The sequence below is a fragment of the Vulcaniibacterium gelatinicum genome, assembly GCF_008033445.1.
In the GTDB taxonomy this organism is placed as follows: Bacteria; Pseudomonadota; Gammaproteobacteria; order Xanthomonadales; family Xanthomonadaceae; genus Vulcaniibacterium_B; species Vulcaniibacterium_B gelatinicum.
Map to the genome: position 1 here is coordinate 12,283 of NZ_VNKO01000019.1, position 13,613 is coordinate 25,895.

Consider the following 13,613-nt stretch of genomic DNA (forward strand, 5'->3'; position numbering starts at 1 on the left):
CATGCTCGGCTGGCTGATCCTGTATGCCGTGCTGAGCGCGGGGGGGGCGTGGACGGCGCGTCGCTATGCCTTGCGTCGGCACTTGGTGGATCAGCCCGGCGAGCGCCGCAGCCATGCCGTGCCCACCCCCCGCGGCGGCGGGTTCGGGATCGTGCTGGCGATGACGGTTGCCTGCCTGTGGTGGTGGCCGCAGGCGGGAGAGCAGGCGCTCCATGTTCTGGCGGTGCTGGGCGGGTTGCTGCTCGTCGCCGGTGTCGGCCTGGCAGACGATCATCGCCCCCTGTCGCCGTGGTTCCGGTTGTTGGTGCATGCGGTCGCGGCAATGGTTCTGGCGGCTGGGTTGTGGCGGATCGGGGCTCCCTGGTGGCTGGCTGCCCTCGGATTCGCGCTCGCGGTGATCCTGGTCAACGTCTGGAACTTCATGGACGGCATCAACGGACTGGCGGCCTCGCAGGCGGCGCTGGTCGCGATGGCGCTGGCTGTAGTGGGCGAAGGCATCGTTGCCGTGCTGGGGCTTGCCTTGCTCGGGGCGGCGCTGGGCTTTCTGCCGTTCAACTTTCCCGCGGCGCGCGTGTTCCTGGGCGACGTCGGCAGCGGGGCGCTCGGCTTCGTGGTGGCTGCCCTGATCGTGACGACACTCAAGGATCACCCCGGGACGATTCCGCTGTGGGCCTTGCCCGTGTCGGCTTTCCTGCTCGACGCCGGCCTCACCCTGCTGGGCCGGCTCCGTCGTGGCGAGCGCTGGTGGGAGCCGCACACGCGGCACGCGTACCAGGCCTGGGCGCGGCGGGCCGGGCACGTCCGCGTGACCCTGGCCTACGGCGCATGGACGCTGGCGGCGATCGGCCTGATGCGTCCGCTCGGGGATCTGCCAGCGCCGTTAACGGTGTGTGCCGTCGCGGCGTGGTATATGACGGGGATTGCCGTCTGGTTCCTGCTGCAGCGTCGCGTGCCCGCCACATCGAAGGAGACTCAAGGATGGCCACCCAGCGGTTGAACTGGATGTCACGACTCCCGCGCATGGCAGTGGTCGTGCACGATCTGGCCATGGTGTGGCTGTGCTGGCATGGCTTGCACTACTTCCGTTACGCCATGCAGGGAGGAGTGTCGGACATCCCCTGGTGGTCGGCGGAGGACGTGATCGTCCTGCTCGGGCAGGGCCTGGTGTTCTGGCAGGTGGGCCTGTACCGCGGCCTGTGGCGCTTCGCCAGCGTGCCGGATCTGTGGAATCTGGTGAAGGCCAGCGCCTTGGGGCTGGTCGTCATCGTGCTCGGCCTGTTCCTTTATGACCGGCTCGACCACGTCTCGCGCATGGTGCTGGTGCTCTATCCCTTCGCCGTGGTCGCGGCGCTAGGCACGCCGCGCCTGCTGTACCGGGTGTGGAAGGACAATGCCAGCGCGCGCAGCGACAAGGCGGCCTTGCGGGTGTTGATCCTGGGTGCAGGGCGTGCGGGCGAGGCGCTGGTGCGTGACCTGCGCCGGCTGGGCACGCACGTGCCGGTGGGGTTCCTCGACGATGCCGCGCAATTGCGCGGCACCAAGGTCCAAGGCGTGCCGGTGCTCGGGCGGGTCAGCGATGTCGCCGAGATCGCGCGCGAGACGGCGGCGAAGCTGCTGGTGATCGCGATGCCGTCGGCCGATGCCGCGGCGATGCAGCGTGCCGTGGCGGCCTGCGAGCGCACCGGTCTGCCGTTCCGGATGGTGCCGCGGCTGCATGACGTGCTCGAGGGGCGTTCGCTGCCGGGGGAGCTGAAGGAAGTCGCGATCGAGGATCTGCTCGGCCGCAAGCCGGTGCTCCCGGACTGGAAGGCGATCCGCGGCTGGCTGGGTGGGCGTTCGGTATTGCTGACCGGCGCCGGCGGCTCGATCGGCTCGGAGCTGTGCCGGCAGTGCGCGCGCCACGGCGCGCGGCGCATCGGCCTGGTCGAGATCGACGAGCTGGCGCTGGTGACGATCGAGGCCCAGTTGCGCCGGGACTTCCCCGACATCGAATGCGTGCCGGTCCTGGGTGACTGCGGCGATCCGGCCGTGATCGAACATGCCCTGCGGCTGACCGAGCCCGACGCCGTGTTCCATGCCGCGGCGTACAAGCAGGTGCCGGTGCTGGAGACGCAGTTGCGCGAGGCGGTGCGCAACAACGTGCTGGCCACGGCGACGGTGGCCCAGGCCTGCCGCGCGGCCAACGTGGGCACCTTCGTGCTGATCTCGACCGACAAGGCGGTGGATCCGGTCAACGTGCTCGGCGCCACCAAGCGCCTGGCCGAGATGGTGTGCCAGTCGCTCGCCGACCGCCGCTCGACCCGCTTCGTCACCGTGCGGTTCGGCAACGTGCTCGACTCGGCCGGCAGCGTGGTGCCGCTCTTCCGCGAGCAAATCCGCGCCGGCGGGCCGGTGACCGTCACCGATCCGGAGGTGACCCGCTACTTCATGACCATTCCGGAGGCCTGCCAGTTGATCCTGCAGGCGGCCGCGATCGGCTCGCACGAGGCGATCTACACCCTCGACATGGGCGAGCCGGTGCCGATCCGCCTGCTCGCCGAGCAGATGATCCGGCTCGCGGGCAAGCAGCCGGGGCGTGACATCGCCATCGTGTACACGGGTCTGCGCCCGGGCGAGAAGCTGCACGAGACCCTGTTCCACGCCGACGAAAGCTACCGCCCCACGTCGCATCCGAAGATCCTGCAGGCCGAGCCGCGCGCGGTCTCGCCGGAGCTCATCGCGCGCGCGCTGGAACAGTTGCGCGAGGCATGCGCGCGCTATGATTGCGAGGCGCTGTCGGCCTGCCTGCGCAGCACGGTGCCCGAGTTCGCCCCCGCGGCCGAGGCCCAGGACGCCGCGCCGGCCACCGTGGTCGCGTTCCCCGCCCGTCACGCCCGCAGGACCTGATGTCCGCCGCCTCCCGCATCCGCAAGGCAGTCTTCCCCGTCGCCGGCCTCGGCACCCGCTTCCTTCCGGCCACCAAGACGGTGCCGAAGGAGATGCTGCCGATCATCGACAAGCCGCTGATCCAGTATGCGGTGGACGAGGCGATCGAGGCCGGCTGCGACACCCTGGTGTTCATCACCAACCGCTACAAGCACGCGGTCGCCGACTACTTCGACAAGGCCTACGAGCTCGAGCAGAAGCTCGAACGCAGCGGCAAGCACGAGCAGCTCGAGCTGGTGCGCAACGTGCTGCCGGAGGGCGTGCGCGCGGTGTTCGTGACCCAGGCCGAGGCGCTGGGGCTGGGGCATGCGGTGCTGTGCGCCAGGGCGATCGTCGGCGACGAACCGTTCGCGGTGCTGCTGCCCGACGACCTGATCTGGAACCGCGGGCCCGGCGCGCTCAGGCAGATGGCCGAGGTCGCCGGGCGCACCGGCGCCAGCGTGGTCGCGGTGCAGGACGTGCCGCGCGAACAGACCGGCAGCTACGGCATCGTCGCCACGGAAGCGTTCAGTGGCCGCGAGGGCCGGGTCACCGCCATCGTCGAGAAGCCGCGGCCGGAGCAGGCCCCGAGCACGCTGGCGGTGGTGGGGCGTTACGTGCTCAGCCCGCGCATCTTCGACCTGCTGGAACGGCAGACGCCGGGGGCGGGCGGCGAGATCCAGTTGACCGACGCCATCGCCGCGCTGCTGCGCGAGGATCCGGTGCTGGCCTACCGTTTCCAGGGCACCCGCTTCGACTGCGGCACCCACCTGGGGCTGGTGGAAGCCACCATCCGCTATGCGCTCGACCACGAGAAGCTCAGCGATGCCGCGCGCAAGCTGATGCAGAACGCGCTCGACGAGCTCGGCGTGGTCGAGCTCGAGTAGCGCTCAGCCGTAGCGCCACCAGGCAACCGCGGCCCACAGCAGGCACAGCGCGCCGATCCCGAGCGCCGCGTTGCCGGCCAGTTCCACCCGCCGCGCCCAGGCGAGGGCGGGGGCATCGCGCAGCACGCGCACATCGCGCCAGGTCTTCCACTCGCGCGGCGGGAAACGCCCTTCGATCCGCGCGCTCAGCGCCAGCTTGCGCAGGTTGAGCCCGAGCGCGATCGCCGGCAGTGCCAGGCCCAGACCCAGGCCGGCCAGCAGGGTCCGCAGCCAGCGGCGCACGGTGTCGGGGTCGGTGCGCATCAGTTCGCCGGTCACCCGGTCCAGCCAGGCGTCCAGCTGCCACAGCAGCACGGCGCACAGCACGCACACGACCGCCAGCAGCGCGATGCTGCGGTTGCGATAGGCTTTGTCGGCGCGATGGATTTCCATGGGGGCTCCGTGGGATGCCGCGCCATCACACCCTGCAGGCGAGGCCGATGTCCAGACCATCCGTCAGCTATTACGACGCAACCGTCCCCTTCCAGCCGTCGGCCCCGGCGAGCGGGGCGATCGAGGCCGAGGTGTGCATCGTGGGCGGCGGCTTCGCCGGACTCAACACCGCGCTGGGGCTGGTCGAGCGTGGCATGCACGGGGTCGTGCTGCTGGAAGCGCAACATGTGGGCCACGGCGCGTCGGGGCGCAACGGCGGCTTCGTGTTCGGCGGCTTTTCGCGCGGAGAGGCGCAACTGCTGCGCGAACTCGGGCCGGTGCGGGCGCGCCGGCTGTACCACGGCACGCTGGCGGCGGTGGAGAAGATCCGCGAGCGCATCGACCGCTACGCGATCGCCTGCGACCGGGTCGAGGCCGGCGTGCTCTGGGCCAACTGGTTCCGCGATCCGGAAGTGCTGCGCGCGCGGCAGCGGCTGCTGTCCGAGCATTACGGGGTGGAGTGGCTGTGGGTGCCGGCGGCGCAACTGCGCGAGCAGCTGCTGACCGAGCGCTATTCGGACGCGCTGTTCGAGCCGCAGGCGTTCCACTTCCATCCGCTCAAGTACGCGCAGGGGCTCGCGGCCGTGGCCCGCGCCCGCGGCGTGGCCCTGTACGAGGACTCGCCGGCGGTCGGGCTGGAACGCGCCGGCGCCGGCTGGCGCGTGCGCGCCCCGCAGGCCGAGGTGCGGGCGCGGCAGGTGGTGCTGGCCTGTGGCGGCTATCTCGCCGGCCTGCACCGCCGGGTGGACGCCGGGGTGCTGCCGATCGCCACCTACGTCATGGTCACCGAACCGCTCGGCGAACGCCTGCAGCACGCCATCCGCACCCGCGCGGCGGTGTACGACACCCGCTTCGCCTTCGATTACTACCGCGCGCTACCCGACACGCGCCTGCTGTGGGGCGGGCGGATCTCGATCCGCGACCGGGCCCCGGCCGACGTGCAGCGCCTGCTGCAGCGCGACCTGCTGCGGGTGTTCCCGCAATTGGCCGGCGTGCGCATCGAGCATGCCTGGTCCGGGCTGATGAGCTACGCCCGGCACGAGATGCCGCAATTGGGGCGGATCGGGGAAGGGCTGTGGCTGGCGCAGGCGTTCGGCGGCCACGGCGTGGCCCCGACCACCTTCGCCGGCGAACTGCTCGCGGCCGCGATCGCCGAGGGCGACGAGTCCTGGCGCGAGCTGTCCGATTACGGCCTGGTCTCGGCGCTCAAGCCGGCCGGCTACCTCGGCGCACAGCTGCGCTACTGGTGGCTGCAGGCCCGCGACGCCTGGAAGGACTGGAACGAGGGCCGGGGCGGGCAAGGCGTTTCAGCCACGGATTCGCGCGGATGAACACGGATGGAAACGCCTGAGCAGGCGGAAGCATGCGCTTTCCGGAAGCGTTCCCGTCTTCAGTCCTGATCCGTGTCCATCCGTGCAGATCCGTGGCCGGACCGCGCTAAACGGCCTCGAAGATCCCCGCCGCGCCCATGCCGGTGCCGATGCACATGGTCACCATGCCGTACTTTTTCCGGTGACGGCGCAGGCCATGGACGACCGTGGCGGTGCGCACCGCGCCGGTGGCGCCGAGCGGGTGGCCGAGCGCGATCGCGCCGCCGAGCGGGTTGACCTTGTCCGGATCCAGACCGCTGTCGCGGATCACCGCCAGCGCCTGCGCGGCGAAGGCCTCGTTCAGTTCGATCCAGTCGAGCTGGTCCTTCGCCAGGCCCGCCAGCGCGAGCGCCTTCGGGATCGCCGCGATCGGGCCGATGCCCATCACTTCCGGCCGCACGCCGGCCACGGCGAAGCTGACGAAGCGGGCGAGGGGCGTCAGGCCGTATTCCTTGACCGCGCGCTCGGAGGCCAGCAGCACCGCCGCCGCGCCGTCGCTCATCTGCGAGGAGTTGCCGGCGGTGACGGTGCCGCCGAACTGCCCGTTGCGGAACACCGGCTTGAGCTTGGCCAGCGCCTCCATCGAGGTGTCGGCGCGCGGGCCCTCGTCCGTTTCGACCACGGCCTTCTTCATCCGCACCGTGTTGCCGGCCAGATCGGGGATGCGGGCGACGACCTCATAGGGCGTGATCTCATCGCGGAACTCGCCGCCGGCGATGGCGGCGACCGCCTTGCGGTGCGAGGCGTAGGCGAACGCGTCCTGGTCCTCGCGCGAGACCTTCCATTCCTCCGCCACCTTCTCGGCAGTGATGCCCATGCCGTAGGCGATGGCGACGTTCTCGTCGCGGGCGAACACCTGCGGGCTGAGCGCGACCTTGTTGCCCATCATCGGCACCATGGACATGGACTCGGTGCCGCCGGCCAGCACCAGGTCGGCCTCGCCCAGGCGGATGCGGTCGGCGGCGAGCGCCACCGCCTGCAGGCCGGAGGAACAGAAACGGTTGATGGTCTGCGCCGCGACCGTGTTCGGCAGGCCGGCGAGCAGCACGCCGATGCGGGCCACATTCATGCCCTGTTCGCCCTCCGGCATGGCGCAGCCGACGATCGCGTCCTCGATCCGCGCCGGATCCACTCCCGGCGCCTGCGCCAGCACGGCGCGGAACACGTGGGCCAGCATCTCGTCGGGGCGGGTGTTGCGGAACACGCCGCGCGGCGCCTTGCCGACCGGGGTGCGGGTGGCGGCGACGATGTAGGCGTCCTGGACTTGTCTGGTCATGTCAGTTCCTCAGCGGCTTGCCGGTCTTGAGCATGTGCGCGATGCGTTCCTGGGTCTTGGGCATCTGCGCCAGGGCGACGAAGTGCTCGCGCTCCAGCCGCAGCAGCCAGTCCTCGTCCACCAGTGCGCCGCGGTCCACCTCGCCGCCGCACAGCACGGTGGCGATGCGCAGGGCGATCTCGTGGTCGTGCTCGGAGATGAAGCGGCCCTCGAGCATGTTGACCAGCATCATGCGGAAGGTGGCGATGCCGACGTCGCCCGCCACCGGGATCCGGCGCGCGGGCAGGGGCGGGCGATAGCCGCTCTCCGCCATCGCCAGCGCCTGCTGCCGGGCGATGTGCAGCAGTTCGTGGGCGTGGAAGGCGACCACGTCGCCGCCGCGCAGCAGGCCGAGCTCCCTGGCCTCGAACGCGGAGCCCGAGACCTTGGCCATGGCCACGGTTTCGAACACGGGCCTGAGCTGCGCGAACACGTCGCCGCCGGGGCCGGCCGCCTGCGCCGCGCGCAGGGCCAGCTCCTTCAGGCCGCCGCCCGCGGGCAGCAGGCCCACGCCGGCCTCGACCAGGCCGACATAGCTCTCCAGGTGCGCGACGGTGCGCGCGGCGTGCATCTGGAACTCGCAGCCGCCGCCCAGGGCCAGCCCGCGCACCGCCGCGACCACCGGCACCAGCGCGTACTTCAGCCGCTGGCTGGTGGCCTGGAAGTCGGCCACCATCTTCGTGAAGCCGGCGATGTCGCCGGCCTGGAGCAGGCCGAGCGCGCCGGCCAGGTCGGCGCCGGCGGAGAAGGGCTCCTTCGGCTGCCACAGCACCATCGCGCGGAAGTCGCGCTCGGCGATCCCCACCGCCAGCTGCAGGCCGGCCAGCACCTGGTCGTTGACCGTGTGCATCTTGGTCTTGAACGAGGCCACCAGCACGCCGTCGCCGTCGTGCCAGGCGCGCAAGGCCTCGTTCTCGAACACCGTCTCGCCCGGCGCGGGGCGTTCGCCGAGCACCGGGTCGGGGAAGCGCTGGCGCCGGTACACCGGGTTGGACGAGCGCGGGATGTCGGCGCTGCGCGCCGGGCTGAAGCTGCCCCGGGCGCCGTGCACGCCGTCGCGGCCGTCGAACACCCAGTCCGGCAGCGGCGCCTGGCTCATCGCCTTGCCGGCGACGATGTCCTCGGCGATCCAGCCGGCCACCTGTTTCCAGCCCGCGGCCTGCCAGGTCTCGAACGGTCCCTGCGACCAGCCATAGCCCCAGCGCATGGCCAGATCCACGTCGCGCGCGGTGTCGGCAATGTCGGCGAGGTGGAAGGCGGCGTAGTGGAACGTGTCGCGGAACGCCGCCCACAGGAACTGCGCCTGCGGATGGCTGCTCGCGCGCAACGCGGCGAACTTCTTCGCCGGATCCCGCTCCTTGAGGATGGCGCCGACTTCAGGATCGAGGTCGCCCGCACTGGGTCGGTAGTCCTGCGCCTGCAGGTCGAGGACCAGGATGTCCTTGCCGCGCTTGGTGTACACGCCGGCGCCGCTCTTCTGGCCGAGCGCGCCCTTCTCGATCAGTGCCGCCAGCCACTTCGGCGCCTGGAAGTAGCGGTGCCAGGGATCCTGGGGCAGGGTGTCGGCCATGGTCCGGATCACGTGCGCCATGGTGTCCAGGCCGACCACGTCCGCGGTGCGGTAGGTGGCGGACTTCGGCCGGCCGATCGCCGGCCCGGTCAGTGCGTCCACGGTGTCGAAGCCCAGCCCGAGCTGCGCGGTGTGGTGCATCGCGGCCAGCATCGAGAACACGCCGATGCGGTTGCCGATGAAGTTCGGCGTGTCCTTGGCATAGACCACGCCCTTGCCGAGCTGGGTGGTGAGGAAGGTCTCCAGCCCCTCGAGCACCGCCGGGTCGGTGGCGCGGGCCGGGATCAGCTCGGCCAGGTGCATGTAGCGCGGCGGGTTGAAGAAGTGCACGCCGCAGAACCGTGCCCGCAGCGTTTCCGGCAGGACGTCGGCGAGGGCGTTGATCCCCAGGCCCGAGGTGTTGCTGGCCAGCACCGCATGCGGGGCGATGTACGGGGCCACCTTGCGGTACAGGTCCTGCTTCCAGTCCATGCGCTCGGCGATCGCCTCGATGACGAGGTCGCACCCGCGCAGCAGCTCCAGCCCGGTCTCGTAGTTGGCCGGCGTGATCGCCTCGGCCAGCGCCTTGCCCGCCAGCGGGGCAGGGCTGAGCTTGCCCAGGTTGGCGATCGCCTTGAGCACGATCCCGTTCGGGTCGCCGTCCTTCGCCGGCAGGTCGAACAGCACCGTGTCCACCCCGGCATTGGTGAGGTGCGCCGCGATCTGCGCCCCCATCACCCCCGCCCCGAGCACCGCGGCGCGCCGTATCAGCAGTTTGTCTGGCATGTGTCGTAACTCCTTGAAAAAGCGTTTTTTGCCGCGGATTTACACGGATGGACACGGATGGAGCAGGCAGGAGGGAAAGGAACGGCTCCTGTGCAGCCAAACCAGGTGAAATTTGATGATTAAATTTATGTTTTTAAAAGATTTATCCGTGTTTATCCGTGCTAATCCGTGGCTGATTCAGCTCTTGAACCCCGCCGCCGCGAACCGGATCAGCTCGCGCGCGGCGCGGGCGCGGTGGGTGGCCTCGCTGACGCCGGCGGGGCGCTTGATCAGGCCGAAATCGGCCATCGCATAGGTCAGCGCCCCGGCCAGGAAGTCCAGGCGCCAGTACAGCTGCTCCTTGCTCAGCTCCGGCACGCAGCCGGCGATCGCACGGGCGAACTCGCGCAGCACGTGGCCGTACTGGTCGGAGAGGAACTTGCGCAGGCTGTCGTTCTTCTCGGCGTAGGCACGGGCGATCACGCGGATGAAGGCGCCGCCGCCGTGGCGGTCCTGGGCCATCGCCAGGGCCGGCTCGACGAACGCGGCCAGGATCGGCTCCAGCTCGCCGGGGTGCTCCTCCAGGGCCGTGCGCAGGGCCTGCAGCCGCTGCGCGCTCATCTCGTCCATGCGCCGGCGGAAGACCTCGTTGACCAGGTTTTCCTTGCTGCCGAAGTGGTAGTTCACCGCGGCCAGGTTGACGTCGGCGCGGCTGGTCACCTGGCGCAGGGAGGTGCCGGCGAAGCCGTACTGGGCGAACAGCTCCTCGGCGGCGCCGAGGATGCGGTCCTTGGTGGAGAAGTGGGTGGAGGCCACGCTCGAACGACCTTTTCAATCAAACGACCGTTCGAGTGTGGGCCCGGGCGGCACGGCCGTCAACCGGCCCGGGCGGAAGGCCGTGGAAGCGGCCCGGCCGATCCGTTAGAATTTCCGCAGCCATATCGGCTAAACCCGCGTCCGCACGCGGGTTTTTCTGTTATCTTCGGGCCCGGATCCCCAGACGTTCCGCGGCCCTCCTGACCGGAGAAGATCCCCATGGCGCTGGAGCGCACTTTGTCCATCATCAAGCCCGATGCCGTCGCCAAGAACGTCATCGGCGAGATCTATTCGCGTTTCGAGAAGGCCGGCCTGAAGATCGTGGCCGCCAAGATGCTGCAGCTGTCGCAGCAGGAAGCCGAGGGCTTCTACGCCGTGCACCGCGAGCGTCCGTTCTTCAAGGCGCTGGTCGAGTTCATGACCTCGGGCCCGGTGATGGTGCAGGTGCTCGAGGGCGAGGACGCGGTGAAGAAGAACCGCGAGCTGATGGGCGCCACCAACCCGAAGGAAGCCGCGCCGGGCACGATCCGCGCCGACTTCGCCCAGTCCATTGACGCCAACGCCGTGCACGGCTCGGACTCGCTGGAGAACGCGGCGATCGAGATCGCCTACTTCTTCGCCACCACCGAGCTCCACCCCCGCTGATGACCGACCCGCGCGCCACCGCCATCGACATCGCCCTCGTCGCCACGACGGGGCAGGCGGACGCGCGCGCCGCGGACGCGGAGCCGGCCGGCGCCGGTTCCGCGGCCCGCGTCAACCTGTTCGACCTCGACCGCGCCGGCCTGGAACGCTTCTTCGAGCAATCCCTGGGCGAGAAGAAGTTCCGCGCCCACCAGGTGATGAAGTGGATCCACCACCGCCACGTCACCGACTTCGCGCAGATGACCGACCTCGGCAAGGCGCTGCGCGCCAAGCTCGAGCAGGCGGCCGAAGTGCGCGTGCCGCAGGTGCTGTTCGACAAGGAGTCCGCCGACGGCACCCACAAGTGGCTGCTCGGCATGGATCCGAAGAACGCGATCGAGACCGTGTTCATCCCCGACAAGGGGCGCGGCACGCTGTGCGTGTCCTCGCAGGTGGGCTGCGCGCTCAACTGCCAGTTCTGTTCGACCGCGACCCAGGGCTTCAACCGCAACCTCACCACTGCCGAGATCATCGGCCAGGTGTGGGTCGCCGCGCGCCACCTCGGCAACATCCCGCACAAGCAGCGCAAGCTCACCAACGTGGTGATGATGGGGATGGGCGAGCCGCTGGCGAACTTCGACAACGTCGTGCGCGCGATGAGCATCATGCGCGACGACCTCGGCTACGGCCTGGCCAACAAGCGGGTCACGCTCTCGACCGCCGGCATGGTGCCGATGATCGACCGCCTGGGGGAGGAGAGCGACGTCTCGCTCGCCGTCTCGCTGCACGCCCCGAACGACGGGTTGCGCAGCGAGCTGGTGCCGCTCAACCGCAAGTACCCGATCGCCGAGCTGCTGGAGGCCTGCGTGCGCTACGCGCGGCGCAAGAAGGGCTCGTCGGTCACCTTCGAATACACCCTGATGAAGGGCGTCAACGACCGCCCGGAGCACGCGCGCGAGCTGGCGCGCCTGATGCGCGGTTTCGACAACGCGGTGCAGATGAAGGACGCCGCCAAGGTCAACCTGATCCCGTTCAACCCGTTCTCCGGCACGCGCTTCGAACGACCCGAGGAGACCGACGTCCGCGCCTTCCAGAAGCTGCTGCTCGACGCCGGGGTGCTGACCACGGTGCGCCGCACCCGCGGCGACGACATCGACGCCGCCTGCGGCCAGCTCAAGGGCCAGGTGCTGGACCGCACCCGGCGCCAGGCCGAGTTCCGCAGGCGCCTGATGGCGCAGGGGCGGGGGCTGCACGATGCCGCGTGAGGCGCTCGCGCTGCTGCTGCTCGCGACGCTCCTCGTCGGCGCCTGCTCGCGCCTGACCTTCGTCCGTCCGGATCCGGGGCGAGACAGCTTCCGCCAGGTCGCCCCCGACGTCACCGTGCGCGAGAGCCGCGACGCGGAGCGGCGCGTGTCGGCGCGCAATCGGTTGTTGCTGGCGCAGCGCGATCTGGCTGGCGGCGACTTGGCAAAGGCCGAGGCCTCGGCGCGGCAGGCCCTGCGCCTGGATCCGACATCTGCCGATGCCCACACGCTGCTGGCGGTGATCGCCGAGCGCCGGGGTCAGGCGGGGCGGGCAGGCGAGCACTACCGGGCTGCCGCCGATCTGACCCCGCGGCAGGGAGCGGTGCTCAACAACTACGGTGCCTGGCTCTGCGCGCAGGGGCGGGCGGCGGAGTCCCTGGACTGGTTCGACCGTGCGCTCGCCGATCCGGCCTATCCCACGCCCGCTGCCGCGCTGGCCAATTCCGGCGCCTGCGCCCTCACCGCCGGCGATCCGGCACGGGCCGAACGACACTTGCGTGCCGCGATCGGGCTGGATCCGGAGAACCCGGTCGCGCTGGCGGCGCTGGCCCGCATGGCCTATGACGCCGGGCGCTACCTCGAGGCCCGTGCCTTCTCGCAGCGGCGCCTGGCCGCTGCACCGGCCGACGCCGAGACGCTAGTACTTGCGTCACAAATCGAGCAAAAACTCGGCGACATGGCGGCGGCGGCCGGTTATGTTCGGCGGCTCAGGGAGGAGTTCCCGGGCACGGTGCCCGCGAATCCGGGGGACAGCAGGCAGCAATGAGCTACGCGAACCAAGGCATGGCCGAAGGGGATCGTGGTTGCGGCCCCCGTCTGCGCAAGGCGCGCGAAGCGGCGGGGCTGACCCAGCACGACGTCGCCGTGCGGCTGAAGGTGCCGGTGCACGTGGTGGAGGCGCTGGAGCGCGAGGACTGGTCCCGACTGGGCGCCCCGATCTTCGTGCGCGGCCAGTTGCGCAGCTATTCGCGTCTGCTGGGCCTGGCCACCTCGGCGACGCTGGAGGCGGCCAGGATCGGGCCGGTCGAGCCGCCCGTGCTGGTCAGCCATACCCATACGCCGCGCTTGCAGCGGCTCTGGGAACAGGGCTCGCGCCGGCTGGTGTACATCCTGCTCACTGCCGCCATCGCGGTGCCGGTGTGGCTGGCCACCCGGCCGCATCTGGGTGGCAGCGACGGCGTGCGCGTGCAGCCGCTGGACGTGCTGCCGCCGGCGGCGGCACCTGCACTCGGTCAGCACCCTGCGGAAGAAGCGGCCGCACCGTTGCCGGAGACCGTGATCGCCTCGATCGCGCCGGTGGATCCGCGATTTGCGCCGATGCCTGCTCCGGCCTTGTCGCTGCGCTTCCACGGCGAGAGCTGGTTCCAAGCGACCGGCACCGACGGGAGCGTCCTCGAGCAGGCGCTGCTCTCCGCCGGGGATACGCGCCAGTACGCCGCCGGCGAAGTCGCCCGCATCGTGCTCGGCAATGCTGCCGTGGTGACGGTGCAATCCGGCGGCCGTACTGCCGACCTCGACCCCTACCGGCGCGCGAACGTCGCGCGCTTTACGGTATCCTCTGACGGCTCCCTCGCGCCGGCCGACTGACCGGCTGCTGCATCGTCGGGA

Annotated in this window: 12 protein-coding genes; 8 read left to right on the forward strand and 4 right to left on the reverse strand. The window is 70.5% G+C overall.

Going from position 1 to position 13,613, the window contains the following annotated elements:
- The first annotated feature begins 1 nt into the window (after nucleotide 1).
- From FPV26_RS10785 to galU, 3 genes are read left to right on the forward strand one after another with little or no spacing between them, the layout of a single operon-like run.
- Complete coding sequence (locus FPV26_RS10785) at nucleotides 2-997, forward strand: MraY family glycosyltransferase (RefSeq protein ID WP_147653891.1); 996 nt, start codon at nucleotides 2-4, stop codon at nucleotides 995-997.
- Nucleotides 979-2,886 carry a polysaccharide biosynthesis protein gene (locus FPV26_RS10790; protein WP_246109274.1) on the forward strand — a complete coding sequence of 636 codons (1,908 nt, stop codon included), beginning with the start codon at nucleotides 979-981 and terminating at the stop codon, nucleotides 2,884-2,886. The genes FPV26_RS10785 and FPV26_RS10790 overlap by 19 nt, the downstream gene beginning before the upstream one ends.
- On the forward strand, nucleotides 2,886-3,791 hold the full coding sequence (gene galU, locus FPV26_RS10795) for a UTP--glucose-1-phosphate uridylyltransferase GalU (protein WP_147653892.1): 906 nt from the start codon (nucleotides 2,886-2,888) through the stop codon (nucleotides 3,789-3,791). Before FPV26_RS10790 ends, galU begins: the two co-directional genes overlap by 1 nt.
- 3 nt (nucleotides 3,792-3,794) lie before the next feature.
- On the opposite strand, the gene FPV26_RS10800 is transcribed toward galU, so the two are convergent.
- Complete coding sequence (locus tag FPV26_RS10800) at nucleotides 3,795-4,223, reverse strand: hypothetical protein (RefSeq protein WP_147653893.1); 429 nt, start codon at nucleotides 4,221-4,223, stop codon at nucleotides 3,795-3,797.
- Nucleotides 4,224-4,270: 47 nt separating this feature from the next.
- On the opposite strand from FPV26_RS10800, the gene FPV26_RS10805 reads away from it, so the two are divergent.
- A complete protein-coding gene (locus FPV26_RS10805) occupies nucleotides 4,271-5,593 on the forward strand; it encodes an NAD(P)/FAD-dependent oxidoreductase (protein ID WP_147653894.1) in 1,323 nt (440 codons plus the stop codon).
- 106 nt (nucleotides 5,594-5,699) lie between these two features.
- Here FPV26_RS10805 and FPV26_RS10810 read toward each other — a convergent pair whose 3' ends face one another.
- From FPV26_RS10810 to FPV26_RS10820, 3 genes are all read right to left on the reverse strand, one after another.
- Nucleotides 5,700-6,908, reverse strand: coding sequence for an acetyl-CoA C-acyltransferase (locus FPV26_RS10810; protein ID WP_147653895.1), 1,209 nt, complete (start codon nucleotides 6,906-6,908; stop codon nucleotides 5,700-5,702).
- 1 nt (nucleotide 6,909) lies between these two features.
- Entirely contained in the window at nucleotides 6,910-9,282 is a 2,373-nt protein-coding gene (locus FPV26_RS10815) for a 3-hydroxyacyl-CoA dehydrogenase/enoyl-CoA hydratase family protein (protein ID WP_147653896.1), read from the reverse strand.
- A 177-nt stretch (nucleotides 9,283-9,459) separates the two neighbouring features.
- Nucleotides 9,460-10,077 (reverse strand): TetR/AcrR family transcriptional regulator, encoded by a 618-nt coding sequence (locus FPV26_RS10820; RefSeq protein ID WP_147653897.1) that lies wholly within the window; start codon nucleotides 10,075-10,077, stop codon nucleotides 9,460-9,462.
- 219 nt (nucleotides 10,078-10,296) lie between these two features.
- Between FPV26_RS10820 and ndk the strand changes: the two genes are divergently transcribed.
- Genes ndk through FPV26_RS10840 form a run of 4 tightly spaced genes read left to right on the forward strand, consistent with a single transcriptional unit; the run spans nucleotide 10,297 to nucleotide 13,592 of the window.
- The gene (gene ndk, locus FPV26_RS10825) at nucleotides 10,297-10,722 is read left to right on the forward strand and encodes a nucleoside-diphosphate kinase (RefSeq protein WP_147653898.1); all 426 of its coding nucleotides are present in this window, start codon (nucleotides 10,297-10,299) and stop codon (nucleotides 10,720-10,722) included.
- Nucleotides 10,722-11,966: a dual-specificity RNA methyltransferase RlmN gene (gene rlmN, locus FPV26_RS10830; protein WP_147653899.1), complete on the forward strand. Its 1,245-nt coding sequence runs from the start codon at nucleotides 10,722-10,724 to the stop codon at nucleotides 11,964-11,966. The genes ndk and rlmN overlap by 1 nt, the downstream gene beginning before the upstream one ends.
- On the forward strand, nucleotides 11,956-12,771 hold the full coding sequence (pilW, locus tag FPV26_RS10835; RefSeq protein ID WP_147653900.1) for a type IV pilus biogenesis/stability protein PilW: 816 nt from the start codon (nucleotides 11,956-11,958) through the stop codon (nucleotides 12,769-12,771). The genes rlmN and pilW overlap by 11 nt, the downstream gene beginning before the upstream one ends.
- Nucleotides 12,768-13,592 (forward strand): helix-turn-helix domain-containing protein, encoded by an 825-nt coding sequence (locus tag FPV26_RS10840; RefSeq protein WP_147653901.1) that lies wholly within the window; start codon nucleotides 12,768-12,770, stop codon nucleotides 13,590-13,592. Before pilW ends, FPV26_RS10840 begins: the two co-directional genes overlap by 4 nt.
- Nucleotides 13,593-13,613 lie beyond the last annotated feature (21 nt).

Coding starts and splice junctions, on each gene's coding strand:
- galU (WP_147653892.1), top strand. CDS start 2,886: ATGTCCGCCGCCTCCCGCATCCGCAAGGCAGTCTTCCCCGTCGCCGGC.
- FPV26_RS10790 (WP_246109274.1), top strand. CDS start 979: ATGGCCACCCAGCGGTTGAACTGGATGTCACGACTCCCGCGCATGGCA.
- FPV26_RS10840 (WP_147653901.1), top strand. CDS start 12,768: ATGAGCTACGCGAACCAAGGCATGGCCGAAGGGGATCGTGGTTGCGGC.
- ndk (WP_147653898.1), top strand. CDS start 10,297: ATGGCGCTGGAGCGCACTTTGTCCATCATCAAGCCCGATGCCGTCGCC.
- pilW (WP_147653900.1), top strand. CDS start 11,956: ATGCCGCGTGAGGCGCTCGCGCTGCTGCTGCTCGCGACGCTCCTCGTC.
- FPV26_RS10815 (WP_147653896.1), bottom strand. CDS start 9,282: ATGCCAGACAAACTGCTGATACGGCGCGCCGCGGTGCTCGGGGCGGGG.
- rlmN (WP_147653899.1), top strand. CDS start 10,722: ATGACCGACCCGCGCGCCACCGCCATCGACATCGCCCTCGTCGCCACG.
- FPV26_RS10810 (WP_147653895.1), bottom strand. CDS start 6,908: ATGACCAGACAAGTCCAGGACGCCTACATCGTCGCCGCCACCCGCACC.
- FPV26_RS10800 (WP_147653893.1), bottom strand. CDS start 4,223: ATGGAAATCCATCGCGCCGACAAAGCCTATCGCAACCGCAGCATCGCG.
- FPV26_RS10785 (WP_147653891.1), top strand. CDS start 2: ATGCTCGGCTGGCTGATCCTGTATGCCGTGCTGAGCGCGGGGGGGGCG.
- FPV26_RS10805 (WP_147653894.1), top strand. CDS start 4,271: ATGTCCAGACCATCCGTCAGCTATTACGACGCAACCGTCCCCTTCCAG.